This is a genomic window from Paenibacillus silagei, from assembly GCF_017874735.1.
GTDB classification, from domain to species: Bacteria; Bacillota; Bacilli; order Paenibacillales; family Paenibacillaceae; genus Paenibacillus_AQ; species Paenibacillus_AQ silagei.
The window spans coordinates 149,384-168,026 of the sequence record NZ_JAGGLV010000015.1 but is presented as its reverse complement, the minus strand read 5'-3'; the positions used below and the strand labels follow the sequence as shown (position 1 = coordinate 168,026).

The following is an 18,643-nucleotide window of genomic DNA, read 5'->3' as shown; positions in this document are numbered from 1 at the left end:
CAGTCCGTGTTCGTCATTCCCGGCCGCCGCTCTGAGCGGCATGAGGCTGAGCAGACCGTGCATCCTGTGAAGCTTCCGCGTGTACTCCGTATGCTTTCTGTAACACATCCGCTTGTACTCCGTGCCCAACCTGCGATACCTCAGCGTGCCCCCCATGTGCAGCCTGTAACGCTCCCGCGTGTACTCCTTGCTTTGCCTGCGATGCTTCCGAGTTTACTCCGTGTACAGCCTGCAATGCTTCCGCCTCTGCTCTGCTCTCGGATTGCGCTGCCTTCACTGAGCGCAGGCTCTCCGTCACCGCGCTGTACACCAGTCTGCCAATGGCTCCGCCGAGGTCAGTCGCCGTTCCGGCATACACATGCTCCGCAGCATAGCGGCGGCTTCCGCTCACTGCGATCACAATGGCATCCGTAGTGGTTCCGGTTGCGCCAAGCCCATTCTCGGAATCCACAATTCCGAGATCTGTCAGCGCCGCCGCCTTCGCTTCGGTGGCGGTCATCACCGCGTTGACCATGGCTGACTGGGACAGCCAGCCGTCGATGCCGAGCATAATATTGATTGTGCCCGCGCGGTAGGCTGCCAGCACGCTGCGCTGCGACCCGGCCCGGGCAGCATTGCCCGCAGCCGCTGTTACGCAGCAGAAAATCCCCGCTGATCCCGTATCCTCCTCGGCAACAGCGGCGTGCTCCAGCGGAACTGCTGTCATCAGGCCTGCGCAGCCTTCCAGCGGGTAGCCCCATTCCTGAAGCTTGTTTTCCAGATCCTGCACCGGATTGCTGCATTCGTAGTCCCGGCTGACGTATTGGTTCACCGCACGTTTCAGACGCCCCGCGCCTCCGCCATATACTGCACTCGATATACTATCCGCTTCAGCCGGAAACTCCACCAGCAGATGGCCCTCCCGCCATTCCAGCGTCAGCCCGGGCCACACCTTACTGCGGTACGTCTTCTCCCCGTCTTCGGCCTTAAAGGGCAGCTTTACCTTCGCTACCTTCGCTACCTCCGCTACCTTCGCTTCCTGCACTTCCTTTGCTTCCTTCATATCCTTCGCTCCTCTCCGTTCGCTCCGATTAGCCCTCTTCGCGCGCTCGCATCCTGCACTGCCGCCGTTCTTGCTCACAATCCCGCCCGCAGCAGCTCCCCCATCTGCCGCAGCAGACGGTCGTTGTCTACGCGGCCCTTGACCGCGACGCGGATATGCCCGGCTTCAAGGCCGGGGTACATCGCGCAGCTGCGGACGAGGATGCCGCACCCACCCAGACGCTGCTGCATCTCCTGCGCGCTCCACGGAGCGGGCAGCCGCAGCAGCAGGAAGTTCGCTTCGCCCGGCGGCACGCCGCAGCCGAGCTCAAGCAAGCCCTCCCGCAGCCGCTGCCGCTCGGCTGCGATCAGCGCGCGCGTCTCCTGCCCGTAGCCGTCGCCGCAGCGCAGGCAAGCTTCCCCGGCCAGCAGCGCCAGGCCGTTCACGCTCCAGGTCACCTGCTTGCCGCTCATGGCCGCGGCAAGAGCCGGATGCGCGGCAGTGAAGCCCAGCCGCAGCCCCGGAATAGCAAAAAACTTCGTCATCGAGCGCACCAGCACCGTATGACGGTAAGCCCCAAGCTCCGGCAGCAGAGATTGCCGGTCCGCTTCCGGGATGAAGTCGATGAACGCTTCATCCACCGCCAGCACCGTCCCGCAGGTCTCCGCCTGCTGCGCGAGCTGCCGCAGCGCGTCCAGCGGATACTGGACGCCGTTCGGATTATTCGGCTGGCCGAGGAACAGCAGATCGACCTGCTCCAGCAGGCCGGAGATGCTGTCCACGGCAGCCCGGTAATCCGTCCGGCTGGTCCCCTGAACGGACAGGACCTCCGCACCGAACTGCTCCGCGAGCTGGCGGTACTCGGAGAAGCACGGCTCCACGATGCCCACCCGGCGCGGAGCCACCGCCAGCAGCAGCAGCGCCATCGACTCTGCCGCCCCGTTCGCCACGGTAATCCAATCCGTGCCAAGACCCAGGTCCTCCGCCAGCAGTGACTTCAGCCTGCGGTGGCCCGGATCGGGGTACGCGGTGATCGCAGAGACCGCATCCCGCAGCAGCGCCAACACGCCCGGCGGCGGACCCAGCGGGTTAATATTGGCGCTAAAGTCCAGGAAGCCGCTGCCGCTATCCCCGTATAACTCGGCGGCGGTCAGCAGATCACCGCCGTGGCCGTATTTTTCAAGCATATGTATAGCCTCCATGTCCATATTTCCCCATTGTATATATCCGCCGCGTCCATCTTTCCAGTCCTATATATCTTCCGTGTCCATATTTTCCCATCATACATCCTCCCTGTCCACACTATTCATAGTCCATTCAAGCTCTATCAGTTCATTCAATTCTATGTAAGGCCCGCTATACTAAACCATAGCTCCAACGCCGTTCTCCCAATTATTGGCCAATTCCCGGAAATTCGTCAATGCTATATCGCCTATGCACCCTGCCTTGAACCCGTAAACTTTCTGCATAGCCCCGTAACCCCGACTTGATCTCAAGGTTGATGCTATTTGTGACGGCCGCTGCGAACTGCGAATACTCTAACTGCACTTTGTACAACTAAAGGGACCGATATTCACGCGGAGTGCGTTTTAATTGCAGTTTGTACATCTAAAACTAACCCTATCTCAAATAATAGCAGCATCTCCTATTTTTAATTGTACAAAGTGCATTTAAACGGATAAACCCGCTGATTTCCCATCCTTTAGTTGCACGAAATACATTTAACTGCCATATACATGCCGCACCTGTTCATGCTGCTCAGACACTCATCCGTCAACCGTTTCAATCCGCCACCCACGCCAATTCATCTTATTCCCCCATCCTACCCGCCAATAGCCCCCGCCCCTTCACCCGCCATTCCCGTTCCTTTTTGAAGAAATCTCTCTTTTAGTTTAGAATAAGTACAGCAGTTTACTATGGTCACGCGGAGGAATCACGAATGCTTTTTATCGATAATACCGGAATTACAGACGCATCGATCAATCTGGCCATTGAGGAGTTTGCGCTCAAAAACCTCCCGATGGACGAGAGCTACCTGCTCTTCTATATTAACAGCCCGTCGATCATCATCGGCAAGCATCAGAATACGATCGAGGAGATCAACCAGGAGTATGTAAAGGACAACAACATTCAGGTCGTACGGCGGTTGTCCGGCGGCGGCGCGGTGTATCATGATCTCGGCAACCTCAACTTCAGCTTCATTACCAAGGATGACGGCCAGTCCTTCCACAACTTCCTGAAATTCACCCAGCCGGTCATCGACTATCTGAAGTCTATGGGCGTGAATGCCGAGCTAAGCGGACGCAATGATCTTCAGGTCGGGGAGCAGAAAATCTCCGGCAACGCCCAATTCTCCTCGCGTGGACGCATGTTCAGTCACGGAACCCTGATGTTCGATCTGAATCTGGATGATGTGCAAGCTTCCCTGAACGTGAATCCCGAGAAGTTCAAGTCGAAGAGCACCAAGTCGGTCCGCAGCCGGGTCGCCAATATCAAGGAGCTGCTGGGCAATCCTGACATGACGATTGAACAATTCCGCGAAGGGCTGCTGCGTTCCATCTTCGGGATGGAGGCCGCTGACGTTCCGCAGTACAAGCTGACCATGGACGATTGGGTGCGGATCAATGAAATCTCCAAGGAGCACTACCAGAATTGGGACTGGAATTACGGTCTTTCGCCTAAGAGCAACGTAAAGCACACCCGCAAATTCCCGGCAGGGCTCGTGGATATCCGTATGGATATTGAAGATTCGGTCATCCGGGAGATTAAAATCTACGGCGACTTCTTCGGCGTCGGCGATGTGGCAGATGTGGAGAACGCGCTGCGCGGCAAGCGTTATGAGGAAGCAGAGGTCCGCCAGGCGCTGGCTGATCTCGATCTGAAGCATTACTTCGGCCGTATTGAGCCGGAGGACTTCATCGGACTTGTGTTTCTTGAGGAATAGCTTTTAAAAGAACCCCGCTAACCTGCCGCATCCTGCGCAGAGCTAGTGGGGTTCTTTGCCTTCGTATGCTTGCCGGGTTCGCTGCTATACAAGCACGAACACATACAACACCAGCGCCAGCGTAAGCATCACGCATACTTTCTCCACCGCGTTGCCCTTCTTCGTGCCGGTGCTCATCAGCTTCAGCCGCAGCTTAAATGGAATCGGAGGCAGCGGGGTGATCCCGCGCTGGGTCAGGGAGTCGGCGAGAAGATGCAGCCCGTAGGACAGGCTCCCGGCAATCCACAGACTGCCGCCGTCATTCATGTCAAGGGAGACGAAGTACAGCAGCGCGCCCCATCCGGCAACGGCATACAGCGTATGCGTGATTCCCCGGTGAGGAACTATGGAAGCTACGACCAGCACACAGGCGGCGATATAGTTCCACGGATCATAGGCATCGGCAAAAGCAAACAAGGCCAGTGCAATCAGCAGCATCACCAGATGCCGCAGCCTACGGCTGGGCAGGAAGGATACGCTGCCCACCAGCAGCGCCAGTGCGATATTCCAGGGCGGCTCCGCTATCCCGGCAAAATAAAGATAAATGCCCGCTCCGATCAGCGACACCTGCAGAATACGCAGCAAAAACTCCGGCACGGCCTTGCGTACCAGCATGGAATTCGGCTCGTCGATATCAGGCAGCAGCGAGCTGACGACGGCGACAGCAACAGCCGGAAGGGTAATAGCATGCCCTAGCAGGCTCATGGCGGACAGGGTAACCCCGGTGCTGATAACTAAATGGGATTTGCCCATCATGGTGAATCCGCTCCTTAGATGAAAGTATAAATGCTTCTCGATGTCTTGAAATAAGAACAGGTGTGCGGTTACCGAAGTATACCAAGGCTTTCCTTTTTTGTCCAGCTTATATGTAGTTTCCAGGCTCTTCACGCCCGCGGGGCCAAGGATGCCGCACAGTTTCGGCTTGTCCTGCCCCCTGTTTTAGGATACAATTTGGACAACTCAACTGGCCCTGAAAGGATGAACCCTGTGAATCGCTCCCGAATCGCCGATCTAAGTCTGCTACTGGTGGCGATGATGTGGGGATGCACGTTTCTGATCGTGCAGTCTGCCGTACGGGTGCTGCCGCCGCTTGCTTTTAACAGCATCCGGTTTACAGGTGCCGCCGTACTGCTGGCCTTGATTACCGCTGTCTTCTACCGCCAGGAATGGCGTAAGCTGAGCTTACGCATGGTGATGCACGCCCTGCTGCTGGGCCTATTCCTGTTCCTCGGCTACGGCTTCCAGACCGTCGGGCTGCTGTACACCACCACCTCCAACACGGGATTTATCACCGGGCTGTCGGTGGTGCTGGTCCCGTTCCTGTCTCTGGCACTGCTGAAGACGGCCATCTCCAGATATACCTGGCTGAGCGCCGGGCTTGCAGCGGGGGGCTTGTATCTGCTGACCTTTACCGGCTCTGCCTTCTCCCTGAATAAGGGCGATGGCCTGATTCTGCTCTGCGCCGTGGCTTTTGCGCTGCAGATCGCGTATACCGGCAGATACGCACCGCGTTATCCGGCCCTGCCGCTGGCGGCGCTTCAGCTTGGCTTCGTAGGCCTGCTCAGCATCGCCGCCTCCCTGCTCGTGGATGGAAGCGGGCCGCTGCTGCATAGCGGAGAGCTGCTCCGCAAGCCGGAGGTGCTCTCTGCGATGCTGATCTCCATCGGCCCGACCAGCGCCTTCGCCTTCTGGATTCAGACGGCCTGCCAGAAGTACACCACCCCGTCCCGGGTGGCGATCATCTATGCCATGGAGCCGGTGTTCGCTGCCGTCACCGGCCTGCTCTTCGGCGGAGAGACGCTGGGCGGATCCGCGCTGCTCGGCTGCGGCTGCATTCTGGCCGCCATGCTGCTGGCGGAGCTCAGCCCCGCGCCTTCCGGGACGCAGGCGGAGGGCTGAGCCGGAATCTGCGGACCCTTTTACCAGATTAACGTTAATAAGTTCCATTGCTACAGACAAAAGAGCCGTGCTTCCGTTCCCCTTCCTATAGAAGTTATAGCGGATAGCCGGACTACAAACCATACTTAGGAGAGAACCCAAATGTACAAATTGATTGCCATTGATATTGACGATACCCTGATTAATGACGACAAGGAAGTGACCCCGGCCACCCAAACCGCGCTGGAGCAGGCTGTAGCCGCTGGCGTAGTAGTTACTCTGGCTACCGGACGCGCTTATGCTTCCGCCCAGGCGATTGCCCGCCAGACCGGTCTGAACGTGCCCATCATCACCTATCAGGGCGCACTGGTGAAGAATCTGCTCGATGAAGCAGTGCTCTATGAGCGTTATGTGCCGCAGGACGCGGTGCGCAAGCTGTTCCAGTATTGTGTGGAGCATGATCTGCACCTGCAGACTTACATTGACGACAAGCTGTATGCCCGCGAAGAGAACCAGAAGCTGATCGATTATTCCACCCTGAACGGGACACAGTACTACATCGAACCCGATTGGGAAGCAAAGCTGGTTCCGCAAAAAACACCGAAAATGCTCATTATCGACGATCCGGACTTCCTCGATGAGCTGTCCCCGATCCTGCGCAGCCTGCTCGGCGATTCGGTGCATATTACGAAGTCCAAGCCGCATTTCCTGGAGATCATGCACCATGAAGGCACCAAGGGCCTGGCGCTTGAATTCCTGGCTAAGCATTTCGGCTGCGACCTGTCCGAGACCATCGCTGTAGGCGATTCCTGGAACGATCATGAGATGCTTGAAGCTGCCGGCCTCGGTGTCGCAATGGCGAACGCCATTCCAGCCTTGAAGGAAATTGCCGATTTCGTTACCCTCAGCAACAATGAGGACGGAGTGAAATACGCAATTGATAAGTTCATTCTTAACGCAGGTCAAGAAGCATAAGCTCCTGCAACAACAGCAGAACATCTTATGCTAAATAACCCCACAAAGTGGGGCTTTAGCTTCGATGTATATTCAGGTACTTTGCGGGGACCCCAGAACATCTAAATTATCTTTCCAAAAAGGGTGGCACCCCGCAGGTTCATGGTACGAACTGCGGTGCGCCACCCTTTTATACTAAGTAGAAAGGAAGTGCCTTCATGGAAGAGATATCGAATGAGGAACAACTGCAATCCATAGCCTCTATGCAATCGACCATCCGTAAGCTTGAGAGCGCCTTAACCCAGATGAAGCACAGCGGCACCAACACTACTCTGGTGCAGAAACGCCTAAATGCTATGCACATCGGGTTAGCTGTTCTGGAGCATGTCTGGAATCAGAAGCCGCTCTCTTATCCCCCTGCCGAGCTGGCAGAAGCCCGTCATGTTCTTCTCGGGTTAACCCCATCCGTAGAATCCAGTTATGCTAAGTCTAAGGCCGGGAGCCCGCAGCGGACGCTTCTGGACAGAAGATTGAAGGCGCTGGGTCAGTTTATCCAGGCAATCGATACTCTATAACAAGTTAGGCTATAGTGGTTAACTGTTCCTCCGCCGCCTCCCGTTCCAGCTGGGAATGATACAGATCCGAGTACCGTCCCTCCGCCGCAAGCAGCTCCTCATGTCCGCCCCGCTCCACAATCTCCCCGTTCTCCATCACCAGGATGACATCGGCATTCTGGATCGTTGAGAGCCGGTGGGCGATTACAAGCGTTGTCTTATCCTTCATCAGCTTACGGATCGCCTGCTGGACCATTCGCTCCGACTCATTGTCAAGGGCAGCCGTAGCTTCATCCAGCAGCAGAATCGGCGCATTTTTGAGCATCGCTCTGGCAATGGACAGCCGCTGCTTCTGACCGCCGGACAACCGGGAGCCATGCTCGCCAATATCCGTGTGTATGCCTTCCGGCAGCTCCGTCACGAACTCATACGCATTCGCCTGCCGCAGCGCCTCGACAATCTCTTCGTCTGACGCACCGGGCTTGCCGCTCTCGATATTGTCCCGGATGCTCCCGGAATACAGGCCCGACTCCTGAGGCACATAGGCGAAGTAGCTGCGCAGCTCTGCCAGCGGTATTCTGCTGATCGGACGGCCGTTGATCGCAACCTCACCTGCATCCGTCTGGTAGAAGCCCAGCAGCAGCTTGAACAGGGTGGATTTCCCGCCGCCGCTCGGACCTACTACGGCCATTTGCTGGCCGCGTGCCAGCTCCAGACTAACCTTGTTAAGGCTCTGCTTCTCACTGCCCGGATAGCTAAATGACACCTCTGCGAGCTGAAGCTCCCCGAACCCCGGCAGCTCCGTCTGGACCTCAGGCAGCACCTCAACCTCAGCAGGCGCATCCATCACCTCGAAGATCCGTTCCGCCGCACCCAGCGACTGCTGCATGGAAGCGACCAGGCCCGGCAGGGACGAGAACGGCCCAACCAGATAATTCATCAGCTGAATGAAGGCAATCATCGCCCCAACCTCAAGGCTTCCATTCGCCACGAACCACCCGGCAATCACCAGCGCCAGCAGGAAGGTCAGATTCCCCAGCAAGGAGGAGATCGCTCCGGTGGCTCCTTCGATTCTCGCTTTCTTTTTCTCCCCTGAGGCAATATCCTCACTGTAGCCAACATATTGCTTCTGCAGCCTGCGCTCCATGGAGAATGCCTTGAACACCATACTGCTGCCCAGAATATCGTTCAGAAAAGCCGTAGTCCGGCTCATACTTTCCTGCACCCGCACACTGTTGATGCGCATCGCATTGCCGAAGATTTTACCGGTCAGGAACAGCAGCGGACCGATGGACAGGCAGATCAGCGCCAGCAGCCAGTTAATATAGAGCAGATAGCCGAAGGAGGCTACCGCCAGCAGCGGGTTGCGCAGCAGATCCAGCATCACCTGCCCGCACGCTTCCCCCACCGACTGATTGTCATTCGTGAACCGGGACAACAAATCACCGGAATGATTGCGGTCGAAATAAGACTGCGGCAAGGCCAGCGTATGCCCCATCATGTCCTGACGCAGCTCATTTCTGATTTTGGCCGATACATTGGTTTTGAGATACGCACTGACGAAGGTATTCAATCCCGTAACCAGCAAGAATAGAATCCCGAACCAGGTAAGTCCCTTGAACGCCTCCACATCCAGCCGGACAGCAGCATCCGTAATCCGGGCCAGGAACCAGGCCATCGTAAGATCGAGCACAATACTGAATAACGTCACCAACAGCAATACAGCATAGATCAGCTTATGCCTAAGCATGTATGTACCTAATCTGGCAAAAGCGCCTTTCTTCTTCACATCATCAGCTCCCCTTTAGAATTCTGCACCCCGCACCTTGGCATATACCTTGCTGTCATGGAGTTCCCCGTCCGGCTCACGGGTGCTTTTGCGGAGAATGCCATCGAGTGTAAACCCAGCACGCTCCGCGACAGCGGCGCTTCTCCCGTTAAGGGCGCTGCAACGGATTTCAATCCGGTTGGCTTCAAGCACCTGGATGGAAAAATCTGTGATCCCGTTCACCGCCTCCGTCATGTACCCATTGCCAGAGCAGGAGCTTCTGATCCAGTAGCCTACTTCAAACCGGCGGCAATCCCAATCTATATGGTGCATGCCTATGTTGCCCACGAATTGGCCGTCCAGCTTCCGGGTTATCAACATGTTCAAGGTAGTCCGGTTCAGATAAGCTACTTGCGATTCACGGACATATTGCTCGGTTTCCTCCACTGCCGGCATACTCCGGGCAAAGGGCATCCACGGCTTCAGCTCATCGAGACTCTCACGGATGGCTTCATTCATTTCTTTACCGTCTCCAGCCCGCATAGCACGGACAAGCAGGCGCTCTGTCTCAAAGCTCTCTGGAATATCCAGTAGAATCGGGATTAAATCATTACTCATATTCATAAACCTCCACGATGATCGATTGATTGGATTATGGCACATCGTTTTAGTATAGTACCTCCTTCTCTTTTTGAAAATAAAGAAATATACGCATCATATTCATAAAACTGGAAGTCGACCCCGTCGTGGGCTCACTCTCTGCGGCTCCGATGCCACTAGTGTACTAGACCCCTGGCAAGGACCCCAGCGGCGGGGGGCGGATTCCCGTATCGGTCTTAGGGCTGAAATACATTGGAAGATAATCACTTGAAGAAATACAGGGGAGAACCTCTCCCCTATTTGCCTGCGGCTATGCCGGATAACAGAAGTTCAATCGCATTGACATGCATAGACGCATATTGATCGCTGTTTAAGTTGGGCATGGCTAAACATAGCTGGGTTGCACCTACAAGCATGGACAATATGGCGAAGCTCAAGGACTCCGCATCCGTTCCTGTGAAGAGTTGCTGATCCACGCCTTTTTGTACAGCTTCATTGATAGAGTTAGGGATCAGCTCCAGACTTTCTGCTACTTTCAATGTCTTGGGCGAGTCCTCCGGGAGTGTCTTGAAGTACTCTTCAGCTACGGTCAGCAAGGGATTCTCACATTCTCTGCCAAACAGATCCGCCAGCGTTAACAGCTGATGGGCAGGCGAGAGAGACTGATACTCGGCACTATCCCACTTGAGTGACAACTGCTCCACATAATCTTCGAGCAACTGAAGGAAGATGTCCTCCTTATTTTTAAAGTGATGATAGAGGTTGCCTTTGCTGAGATTCGTAATTTCACACAGACCGTCCATGGTCGTTCCTTTGTAGCCGTTCTTAATGAATAGTGTGCGGGCCTGGGATAGAATGAATGATTTCGATTCATCAGCCTGTAATCTTTGTCTAGCCATCATAGCCTCCTGGGGTTGTTCTTAAGGTTCGTTGTACCCTATCATATCTGAATTCCCCCTGAACTCAAACTAATTCCCCGGCGGCGCAAGCACAATCAATTCAATGGCTTCATACACGCCCCCGACGACCAAAAGGAGAATAACCGGCAGATAGAGCCAGGCGCTCTGGATCAGGCCTTGTTTGTATCCGTTCCAGCGGGAAGCGAGTCCGATACGGCGCGGAAACAGCAAGGATCTTCCCTGGATAACGATGGCGAACATAGCGATAACGTAGGCCTGCCCTTCTATCAGCAGTGTCAGATAATGCGGAAGCAGTCCTGTAACACCATTAAGCGGAGCAAAGGTCATCCCCCAGAAAATAGCGCGGTATCCCCCCATGATAAGCCCCGCAAAAGGGATCACCAGCGAAGGCAAGGTCATGCTCAGGAACGTGCCGAGAATCAGATTCACCAGGAACGTATATATGCTCGCCAGTCCTACATTTCCGTTCGTATAGGCAGCCACCACCGTCGATTCCAGCCAAGGGGCCGAGAGCTGCTGATTGGCATTATCAATCGTCTTCGCCTGCAAGTCGGGGAATATAGCCGTAACAATCATGGTGAGCAGCAGCAGCCCGTAGAATACAGCATTCATCAGAATGAAGGCCTTCTTGTTCTCCTTAATAATCTCGATGGGCTTGCGGATGAATTTCAGCTTGCGTACAGATTGCTTCATGGTGACCCTCCTGGAAAATGTATTGTAACACTACCGACTAAATAGTCGGTAGTGTTACAATACATGAATTCTTATGCTTCGTCAATCTGAATATTGTATACTTGCACCAAGCATGGATGGTTGATGGAGAGAGGATGAATGAATGGTCATGGCCAAAACACATATGGAGGTAGTAGCAGAAGAGCAAACACGGCAGGAAACGCTCCGGCTGGCCCGGCTGATCGAGGCTCATGTTACACGTGACGGGACTGCCGAGACAGCGATACAAGGATTGTATTTCAACCGCTACTCCAGAACAGAGCCGTCCGATTACATGTACACGATGCAGTGGCCAACCGTGGGGATTGCAGCGCAGGGGACCAAAATCATCAAGATCGGCAAACAGACCTCCGAATACAGCGGCTCACGTATCCTTGTTGCGCCCGTAGCGGTGCCCATCAGCATGCAAACGATTCAGGCAAGCTCTTCGGAGCCTTTCCTTGGAGTAGGCGTCTATCTCGATCCGCACAAAATCGCTGCGCTGATACCGAAGATCTACCCTAACGGTCTGCCAAAAACCGGCAAGCGCAGCGCAAGCTATGTGCTGGAAGGCGAACCTGCCTTGATCGGCGCGGTAGCCAGGCTGGTCGCGTGTCTGGACGAGCCCGGCGATAACGGCCTGCTGGCCTCGCTTGCAGCGGATGAGATTTTCGTCCGGCTGCTGCGTAGTCCAATCGGCGTGTATGTGGCCGAGACTGTGCTGGCCGGATCGAATGTCCAGCGCGTCGCCAAAGCGATCGATTGGCTGCGGAGCCACTTCGCGGAATCACTGACTATTGCCGAGCTGGCCGCCATGGTTCATCTCAGCGAATCCTCGTTCCGCGAATATTTCAAGTCGGTGACCTCAATGAGTCCGCTGCAGTATCAGAAGGCGCTCCGGCTTCAGGAGGCACGGCGGCTGATGCTTTCCGGCGGGCGGGATATCACAACAGCTTGCCGGCTGGTCGGGTATATCAGCGATTCCCAGTTCAGCCGGGATTACAGCCGCTTCTTCGGCAATCCGCCGAGCCGGGATATCGCCAAGTGGAAATCGGGCCTCATCTCCTGAATGCTACCCAGCAAGCCCTCCGATCTTGTCAACGGGGGGCTTTTCCGTTGAATCGGGCAAGAAATCAAGCAGAACAGTCAAATGAAAGGGTATCGGGCCGTCTATACTGATCTTATCCGGATAAGCCAAGCGGCGAAGCGGAAATCATCGTTGGAACAAGCTGCTTTGTACAGGGATTTAGAGGCTTGATTCTATAAGGAGGATACCGGAATGCGGATTTTTGTAACGGGAGCAAGCGGCTTTATCGGGTCGGCAGTGGTCCGGGAACTGCTTGAGGGCGGACATGAAGTGGCCGGGCTGGTACGCTCCAAGGAAGCGGCCGAGCGGCTGGAGGCGGCTGGAACGAGAGCTGTTCGCGGCTCTATTGAGAATACGGAGCTTTTGCGCCGGGAAGCAGCTCAGGCCGATGCTGTTGTGCATACGGCATTCTATCATAAGTTCTCCCATGCCGGCCTTCCGGCAAAACTGCGGATTATGCTGGGCGGAAGTCCGGGGCGGGCGGCGGCCCGTTTCATGGCAGCAGCAGTCGGCACGGATTGCCACGCCATTCAGACATTGGGAGCCGGGCAGTCCGGGCGGTCTGGAGCGCTTGTAATTGCGATCCCCACTATGACGCTCACTCCCGGAAGGCTGGCGACCGAGGAGGATGCAGGAGATGCCTCATCTATCGGAGGAGGACGGGTGGCGTCGGAGAAGGCTGTGCTCGCACTTGCCGGATCCGGCGTCCGGGCATCGCTGGTACGTCTGCCACCGATCGTATACGGCAACGGCGACCAAGGCGGCCTGCTGCCCTCCCTGATCCGGGCCGCAAGATCCAAGGGCGCTGCCGCCTATATCGGGCAAGGAACCAATCATTGGCCCGCCGTACACCGGCTTGATGCGGCGCGTCTATTCAGGCTGGCCGTAGAGCAGGCTCCGGCGGGCACGCGGCTCCATGCTGCCGGGGAAGAAGGCTTGCCCTTCAGGCAGATTGCGGAAGCGATTGCGCGGGAGGCGAGTGTGCCGTCCAAGCAGATACAAATGGAAGAAGCCGCTTCGTATTTCGGCTGGCTGGGCCCGTTTGTCTCGACCGACAATCCCGTGTCTTCAGCATTGACCCGCGAGCGTTTCGGCTGGAACCCGCAGGAGCGCGGCCTGCTGGCCGAAATCGCACAGGGTGATTATTTTACAGACCAATCGCTGCGTTAAGCAAACCCCATAAATGATCGTACAAAGAACAAAGTTACTGGCTATGAAGCATGGAGCCCATCCCAACAAAAGAAAATCATAATTCCTAAACAACGAGCAAGAGCCTTCCAAAAAGTCAGTACAAACTAACTTTCTGGAAAGCTCCTTTTTGGGTTATCCGTGAACCTGTTGCTTCCCTTCAATACTCAGATCTGCTCCCGGCACAGCGGAAGCCTCATCCCCGTAACGGCCAGCGTAACCTTCTCCGGCAGAATATAATCCTTCTCCAGATTGATATCATGCGACATATGCGTGTAGACCGCGCGGCGCGGCTGTACCTTCTCCAGCAGATCGGCGGCTTCAGTCATATCATACACAGAGCGGGTGGACAATTCAGCTGCCTCGTAATAAAAGCTGGTTCCCAGCACCAGCAGGTCCGCTCCATGCATACGCCTGGTTTCCTCCGTGGTCAGAGAGATCGAGTCCGGGCAGTACACCCAGATATATCCCTCCTTCTCCAGCCTGTAGGCATAGGAGTAACCATTCTTGCCATGGTTCACCCGCCATGTGCTAATCTGCCAGCCATCCAGCGTAATGCCGTCATCGCAAGGGATCATGTCGATATGCCCGCTGAGCCACGGGTATTGGCGCTGGATGACGGGAATGACCTCCGCCGGAGCGTACAGCTCTCCCCGGAAGCCCATCCAGCGGCAGCTGTCCGCCCATTCCGGCAGCCCGCCGATATGATCGAAATGCGCATGTGTCACGAGCAGACGCTTCATGGTGCGGTTCCCCTGCAGCTCCATCTGTCTCCGCCAGTCCGGTCCGCAGTCAATCGCCAGGAAGCCGCTGCCGTTATCTATAAGCACAGAAGAACGCAGGCGGTTATTGCGCCCGGTGCTTCTTGCTTCCGTACAGGTCTCACAATCACAGTAGACCCGGGGTACACCCATGGCATCCCCTGTTCCAAGGAACACTAATGTATCCATATGCCTGCCCACCTCATCGTCTTTTTTCTCGAATATCCATCAGTTCATTATAGAACAACAGCCGGTCCTTTGCACCCCGGCCTGTAAGACAGTAAAGAGCCGTCCTTCAGCCTGATCCGGCCGGAGAACAGCTCCCTTAATCCTTCGCACTCCACAATAAGCAGGTGTCTTCTAATCCTCTTCCGTCTCAACTACCCGCCTAGATCCCGGCCAGCACCTGATACCATATGCCCCGCTTGGAGTACAGCGTGGTGCGGACTTCCTCCCAGCCGCCAAGATAGCTGATATCGAACAGCCCGGCAGGAACCGGATACTGGCTCTCATGTACCGCATAGACCTGCTGGTTCACGGGACGGAAGCCGAACTTGGCGAATATCTCCTGCGCCTCAGGCGTCGTCAGATAATCGACCAGCGCTTCTGCGGCCGCACGGGTACCGTGCTTATCTGCGTATTTATCCACCACGGCCGCAGGATTCTCGATCAGAATCGTATTCTTCGGGATGACCACCTCATACTTCACACCCTCTGCAATCCGCGCCAGCAGCTCATTCTCATAAGTGACGATCACATCGCCTACGCCGTACTCGAAGGCAGCCATGGAGGCCCGCCCGCTTTTATCCAGAGATTCGACGTTCCTGTGTATGCTCTCCAGGAAGGCCTTGGCAGCCGCAGGGTCTTTCGCCCCCTCCTGCTCCTCAGAACGCTTCAGGCCGGCCCCGTAGATCGCGTTGATGTCCCACTGGGCACCGCCGGAGGTCTTCGGATTAGGGTAGAGCACCTTGACCCCCGGCTTCGCCAGATCGGCAAAATCATGAATTCCCTTCGGATTGCCCTCCCGCGTCCCCAGGGCCACAACCGACCGCGTCACCATGCCCGCCTCACCGCCTCGCTTCTTCCAGTCCTTCTCCACAAGGCCCGCCTTGACCAGCTTCCCGATATCGCCTTCCATGGCAAGCAGCGTGACATCCGCCTCGAAGCCGCCGGCAATTGCCCTAGCCTGAGTGCCTGAAGCTTCATAGGACTGCTGGAATACGATAGTTTGACCGGTATCCGCCTTCCACTTCTCCGCGAACCCGGGGAGAATCTCGCCCATGGCATCCTTCACCACGCTGTAGGCGCCCACCACAAGCGTTAGATCTCCCTGCGGCGGCGCACCTCCCTCTCCTGCATCCGGCTGCTCATTCCCGCAGCCGGCAGCGGTCAGGGCGAACACCGCCAGCAGTAAGACCGTCAGCCATCCGTGCAGTTGTCTGCTCCTTCTGATAAGCCTCATACCGGCGACACATCCCACATCATTTATTTTTTAGATAAATACAGGCATCGGATCTTTCTTAAGGCCATTCTCCTGAATCCAGCTCCGCTCCTCATTGAACAGGTAGGCGCGGTGTACCAGCACAGATATTTCCTGCCCCGGAGTCAGCGTTTCTTTCTCCAGAGAGCGGTAGGTGACCAGCTTATGTCCATTGATCTCAACCTCCACCAGCCATTCACTGCCGCGGAAATGCAGATGCTTCACAACGCCCTGCTCCGTGGCCGAAGCTATTTTGAATTCATGCAGATGGCCTACCTCAATATATTCCGGACGGATCAGCGCCTTGGTCGGCTTACCGCCGCCTGCGCCTTCGAAGCCCTTCAGCTCGGAAGCACTCCCGATCAGCGTCGATTCCCCGATAAAGGTTGCCACGAATGGTGTCTTCGGCTCTTTATAGATATCCCAAGGCGTACCCTTCTGCTCCAGCCGCCCCTGGTTAATGATCATAATCTCATCCGCTACTTCAATAGCCTCATCCTGGTCGTGGGTGACGAAGATAGAGGTGATTCCGACACGTTCGATCAGCTCCCGCAGCCAGGAACGCAGCTCCTGGCGGATCTTCGCATCAATCGCCGCGAACGGCTCATCCAGCAGCAGCAGCTGCGGCTCAGGGGCCAGCGCCCGGGCAAAAGCCACCCGCTGGCGCTGCCCCCCGGACAGCTGATGCGGATACCGGCTCTCGAAGCCCTTCAGTCCGGTCAGCTCCACCAGCTCGGTGACGCGGTCACGGATGACTGACTTACTAGCTTTCTTGACTTTCAGGCCGAAGGCGATATTTTCGAACACCGTCATATGCTTGAACAGCGCATAGTTCTGGAAGACAAAGCCGATCTCACGCTCCTGCGGCGGAAGATGGTTCACCGCCCGGCCGTGGAAAATAATCTCGCCGCTGTCCGGCGTCTCAAGGCCCGCCAGCATCCGCAGGATGGAGGTTTTGCCGCCGCCGCTTGGGCCAAGCAGCCCAATCAGATGGCCTTTGGTAATGCCGAAATGGACATCCTTCACCGCATGAAAATCGCCAAAATGCTTATCGAGTCCCCGCACCTCTACATGCATAATTAGTGCCCTCCCTTTCTTCTCTTGCTCCATTCCATAAGCAGCAGCAGTCCTGCGGAGAATGCGGCCAGCACCAGTGCTATCCCGCCCGCAGCCGTAACATTGAAATTCTCGACATCCTGATAGACCAGTGTGGTAGCCGTCTGGGTCCGGTTCATAATATTGCCTGAAACAACGAGCACTGCACCGAACTCACCCAGCGAGCGGGCCACCGTCAGAATCACTCCATAGATGACCGCCCAGCGGATCGACGGCCAGGTCACCTTCCAGAAGGTCGTCCAGCCATAGGCGCCAAGTGTGGACGCAGCCTCCTCCTGCTGGGAGCCGATCTCTTGCAGCACCGGCATCACCTCACGCACCATCAGCGGGAATGTAACGAACAGCGTAGCAATTACCATTCCCGGAAAAGCATACACAATCTTCACTCCGATTTGTTCAAACAACGCACCCAGCGCACTGTCCGGCCCGAGCAGCAGAACGATCATCAGCCCGCCGATAACCGGCGATACGGCATAAGGCAGATCCACGATGCTGTTCAGCAGGCTTTTGAGACGCCGCCCCAGCCAGTTCGCCCGCACCAGATACAGGGCTGTCATAATACCAAACAGCGTATTCAACAGCGTCACAACCACCACAACGTATCCGGTCATCAGCAGCGCATGAAGTGCCTCCGGCCGGGTCAGGGCGTTCCAGAAGCCGCTCCAGCCTTCGCTGAAGGCCCCCATTGTCATTCTGCCAAGCGGAGCTGCGATCAGGACGAAGAACACGAGATAGGTCAGTCCAATCCACAATCTTCTCATGATCTTCTCCCCCGCATCTGCATAAGGCTGATCAGCCAGAGAATCAGGAAGGATAAAGTCAGCAGAATGATCGACACCGCGGCGGCTCCCGCCGGATTATCACTTTCGACCTCTCCGAAAATATAAACGGAAGACACCAGCGTGCGCCCCGGAATATTGCCTGCCACGAGGACAACCGCACCGAACTCAGCGAGCGCCCGCGAGAAGGCCAGCATCCCGCCGCCGATCATGCCAGGTGCCATAGAGGGAAGAATGACCTGGAAGAAGACCCGGCTCGGCTTCGCTCCCATCGTATAGGCTGCCTCTTCTTCTGATGCGTCCAGCTCCTCCAGCAGCGGCTGCACTGCCCGGATGACGAAGGGGAAGGTGACGAAGACCATCGCAATCACAATCGCAGGCTGGTGAAAAACAATCGTGAAGCCCAGTGATTCCGCAAGGCCCCCGATCAGGCTTCCCGGACCCAGCAGCAGCAGAATCATCAGTCCGCCAACCGCAGTAGGCAGAGCAAACGGGAGATCGACAAGACTGTTCAGCAGCGCCCTGCCCCGGAACTTATAACGGATAAGGACCCAGGCGATCATCGTGCCCAGCAGCACATTCGTAATAGCCGCAATGACCGCCAGCTTAAGTGTTAATAAGACCGATTTCCAGGCAATCGGATCGCTCACACTTTCCGTGAAGCTTCCGAGCCCGGATGAGAATGAATTGTAATAGACCCCGAGGATCGGCAGCACAATCAGAATGACGAAATACAGTACAACTGTTGATCTAAATCCCCAAGTCCAGCCCTTGTGCCTGATCAGCGAATTCAATGGTCAACCTCCCACCTCCGGATAACCGGTCGGTATACTCAACTTTAAG

General features: G+C 56.1%; 18 protein-coding genes. 6 read left to right on the top strand and 12 right to left on the bottom strand.

Annotated features, from left to right (window positions below):
• Positions 1-13: 13 nt before the first annotated feature.
• On the bottom strand, positions 14-1,042 hold the full coding sequence (locus J2Z70_RS21425) for an adenosylcobinamide amidohydrolase (RefSeq protein WP_245368407.1): 1,029 nt from the start codon (positions 1,040-1,042) through the stop codon (positions 14-16).
• Positions 1,043-1,116: 74 nt separating this feature from the next.
• Positions 1,117-2,208: a threonine-phosphate decarboxylase CobD gene (gene cobD, locus J2Z70_RS21420; protein ID WP_209876576.1), complete on the bottom strand. Its 1,092-nt coding sequence runs from the start codon at positions 2,206-2,208 to the stop codon at positions 1,117-1,119.
• A gap of 752 nt (positions 2,209-2,960) precedes the next feature.
• Here cobD and lplA point away from each other — a divergent pair.
• A complete protein-coding gene (lplA, locus tag J2Z70_RS21415) occupies positions 2,961-3,965 on the top strand; it encodes a lipoate--protein ligase (protein WP_209876574.1) in 1,005 nt (334 codons plus the stop codon).
• An 84-nt stretch (positions 3,966-4,049) separates the two neighbouring features.
• Here lplA and J2Z70_RS21410 read toward each other — a convergent pair whose 3' ends face one another.
• Entirely contained in the window at positions 4,050-4,760 is a 711-nt protein-coding gene (locus tag J2Z70_RS21410; protein ID WP_036727589.1) for a metal-dependent hydrolase, read from the bottom strand.
• A gap of 231 nt (positions 4,761-4,991) precedes the next feature.
• Between J2Z70_RS21410 and J2Z70_RS21405 the strand changes: the two genes are divergently transcribed.
• The 3 genes from J2Z70_RS21405 to J2Z70_RS21395 all read left to right on the top strand — a co-directional run bounded on the left by J2Z70_RS21405 (position 4,992) and on the right by J2Z70_RS21395 (position 7,411).
• Positions 4,992-5,903 (top strand): DMT family transporter, encoded by a 912-nt coding sequence (locus tag J2Z70_RS21405; RefSeq protein ID WP_209876572.1) that lies wholly within the window; start codon positions 4,992-4,994, stop codon positions 5,901-5,903.
• A 141-nt stretch (positions 5,904-6,044) separates the two neighbouring features.
• Positions 6,045-6,857: a Cof-type HAD-IIB family hydrolase gene (locus tag J2Z70_RS21400; protein WP_209876570.1), complete on the top strand. Its 813-nt coding sequence runs from the start codon at positions 6,045-6,047 to the stop codon at positions 6,855-6,857.
• A gap of 197 nt (positions 6,858-7,054) precedes the next feature.
• Positions 7,055-7,411 carry a hypothetical protein gene (locus J2Z70_RS21395; RefSeq protein WP_209876568.1) on the top strand — a complete coding sequence of 119 codons (357 nt, stop codon included), beginning with the start codon at positions 7,055-7,057 and terminating at the stop codon, positions 7,409-7,411.
• A gap of 4 nt (positions 7,412-7,415) precedes the next feature.
• Here the strand turns inward: J2Z70_RS21395 and J2Z70_RS21390 are convergent, their stop codons facing one another.
• The 4 genes from J2Z70_RS21390 to J2Z70_RS21375 all read right to left on the bottom strand — a co-directional run bounded on the left by J2Z70_RS21390 (position 7,416) and on the right by J2Z70_RS21375 (position 11,371).
• Positions 7,416-9,179 (bottom strand): ABC transporter ATP-binding protein, encoded by a 1,764-nt coding sequence (locus tag J2Z70_RS21390; RefSeq protein ID WP_209876566.1) that lies wholly within the window; start codon positions 9,177-9,179, stop codon positions 7,416-7,418.
• Between the two features lie 15 nt (positions 9,180-9,194).
• Entirely contained in the window at positions 9,195-9,776 is a 582-nt protein-coding gene (locus tag J2Z70_RS21385; RefSeq protein WP_209876564.1) for a GNAT family N-acetyltransferase, read from the bottom strand.
• A gap of 278 nt (positions 9,777-10,054) precedes the next feature.
• Entirely contained in the window at positions 10,055-10,657 is a 603-nt protein-coding gene (locus J2Z70_RS21380; RefSeq protein ID WP_209876562.1) for a TetR/AcrR family transcriptional regulator, read from the bottom strand.
• Between the two features lie 69 nt (positions 10,658-10,726).
• Positions 10,727-11,371: a stage II sporulation protein M gene (locus J2Z70_RS21375; protein ID WP_209876560.1), complete on the bottom strand. Its 645-nt coding sequence runs from the start codon at positions 11,369-11,371 to the stop codon at positions 10,727-10,729.
• A 163-nt stretch (positions 11,372-11,534) separates the two neighbouring features.
• On the opposite strand from J2Z70_RS21375, the gene J2Z70_RS21370 reads away from it, so the two are divergent.
• Positions 11,535-12,458, top strand: coding sequence for an AraC family transcriptional regulator (locus J2Z70_RS21370; RefSeq protein WP_245368405.1), 924 nt, complete (start codon positions 11,535-11,537; stop codon positions 12,456-12,458).
• 210 nt (positions 12,459-12,668) lie between these two features.
• Positions 12,669-13,646 carry an SDR family oxidoreductase gene (locus J2Z70_RS21365; protein WP_209876556.1) on the top strand — a complete coding sequence of 326 codons (978 nt, stop codon included), beginning with the start codon at positions 12,669-12,671 and terminating at the stop codon, positions 13,644-13,646.
• 185 nt (positions 13,647-13,831) lie between these two features.
• Here the strand turns inward: J2Z70_RS21365 and J2Z70_RS21360 are convergent, their stop codons facing one another.
• The 5 genes from J2Z70_RS21360 to cysT all read right to left on the bottom strand — a co-directional run bounded on the left by J2Z70_RS21360 (position 13,832) and on the right by cysT (position 18,594).
• Positions 13,832-14,614, bottom strand: a complete 783-nt coding sequence (locus J2Z70_RS21360; protein ID WP_209876554.1) for an MBL fold metallo-hydrolase — start codon at positions 14,612-14,614, stop codon at positions 13,832-13,834.
• Positions 14,615-14,813: 199 nt separating this feature from the next.
• Positions 14,814-15,887, bottom strand: coding sequence for a sulfate ABC transporter substrate-binding protein (locus J2Z70_RS21355; protein ID WP_209876552.1), 1,074 nt, complete (start codon positions 15,885-15,887; stop codon positions 14,814-14,816).
• Between the two features lie 30 nt (positions 15,888-15,917).
• On the bottom strand, positions 15,918-16,982 hold the full coding sequence (locus tag J2Z70_RS21350; protein WP_036727567.1) for a sulfate/molybdate ABC transporter ATP-binding protein: 1,065 nt from the start codon (positions 16,980-16,982) through the stop codon (positions 15,918-15,920).
• Between the two features lie 2 nt (positions 16,983-16,984).
• Positions 16,985-17,782: a sulfate ABC transporter permease subunit gene (locus tag J2Z70_RS21345; RefSeq protein ID WP_076082476.1), complete on the bottom strand. Its 798-nt coding sequence runs from the start codon at positions 17,780-17,782 to the stop codon at positions 16,985-16,987.
• A complete protein-coding gene (gene cysT / locus J2Z70_RS21340; RefSeq protein ID WP_209876550.1) occupies positions 17,779-18,594 on the bottom strand; it encodes a sulfate ABC transporter permease subunit CysT in 816 nt (271 codons plus the stop codon). Before cysT ends, J2Z70_RS21345 begins: the two co-directional genes overlap by 4 nt.
• Positions 18,595-18,643 lie beyond the last annotated feature (49 nt).

What these genes read in the sequence shown, in the direction of transcription:
- J2Z70_RS21365 (WP_209876556.1), top strand. Translation starts at nt 12,669, where the DNA reads ATGCGGATTTTTGTAACGGGAGCAAGCGGCTTTATCGGGTCGGCAGTG.
- J2Z70_RS21380 (WP_209876562.1), bottom strand. Translation starts at nt 10,657, where the DNA reads ATGGCTAGACAAAGATTACAGGCTGATGAATCGAAATCATTCATTCTA.
- J2Z70_RS21410 (WP_036727589.1), bottom strand. Translation starts at nt 4,760, where the DNA reads ATGATGGGCAAATCCCATTTAGTTATCAGCACCGGGGTTACCCTGTCC.
- lplA (WP_209876574.1), top strand. Translation starts at nt 2,961, where the DNA reads ATGCTTTTTATCGATAATACCGGAATTACAGACGCATCGATCAATCTG.
- J2Z70_RS21360 (WP_209876554.1), bottom strand. Translation starts at nt 14,614, where the DNA reads ATGGATACATTAGTGTTCCTTGGAACAGGGGATGCCATGGGTGTACCC.
- J2Z70_RS21395 (WP_209876568.1), top strand. Translation starts at nt 7,055, where the DNA reads ATGGAAGAGATATCGAATGAGGAACAACTGCAATCCATAGCCTCTATG.
- J2Z70_RS21375 (WP_209876560.1), bottom strand. Translation starts at nt 11,371, where the DNA reads ATGAAGCAATCTGTACGCAAGCTGAAATTCATCCGCAAGCCCATCGAG.
- J2Z70_RS21385 (WP_209876564.1), bottom strand. Translation starts at nt 9,776, where the DNA reads ATGAGTAATGATTTAATCCCGATTCTACTGGATATTCCAGAGAGCTTT.
- J2Z70_RS21345 (WP_076082476.1), bottom strand. Translation starts at nt 17,782, where the DNA reads ATGAGAAGATTGTGGATTGGACTGACCTATCTCGTGTTCTTCGTCCTG.
- J2Z70_RS21425 (WP_245368407.1), bottom strand. Translation starts at nt 1,042, where the DNA reads ATGAAGGAAGCAAAGGAAGTGCAGGAAGCGAAGGTAGCGGAGGTAGCG.
- J2Z70_RS21355 (WP_209876552.1), bottom strand. Translation starts at nt 15,887, where the DNA reads ATGAGGCTTATCAGAAGGAGCAGACAACTGCACGGATGGCTGACGGTC.
- J2Z70_RS21350 (WP_036727567.1), bottom strand. Translation starts at nt 16,982, where the DNA reads ATGCATGTAGAGGTGCGGGGACTCGATAAGCATTTTGGCGATTTTCAT.
- J2Z70_RS21370 (WP_245368405.1), top strand. Translation starts at nt 11,535, where the DNA reads ATGGAGGTAGTAGCAGAAGAGCAAACACGGCAGGAAACGCTCCGGCTG.
- J2Z70_RS21400 (WP_209876570.1), top strand. Translation starts at nt 6,045, where the DNA reads ATGTACAAATTGATTGCCATTGATATTGACGATACCCTGATTAATGAC.
- cobD (WP_209876576.1), bottom strand. Translation starts at nt 2,208, where the DNA reads ATGCTTGAAAAATACGGCCACGGCGGTGATCTGCTGACCGCCGCCGAG.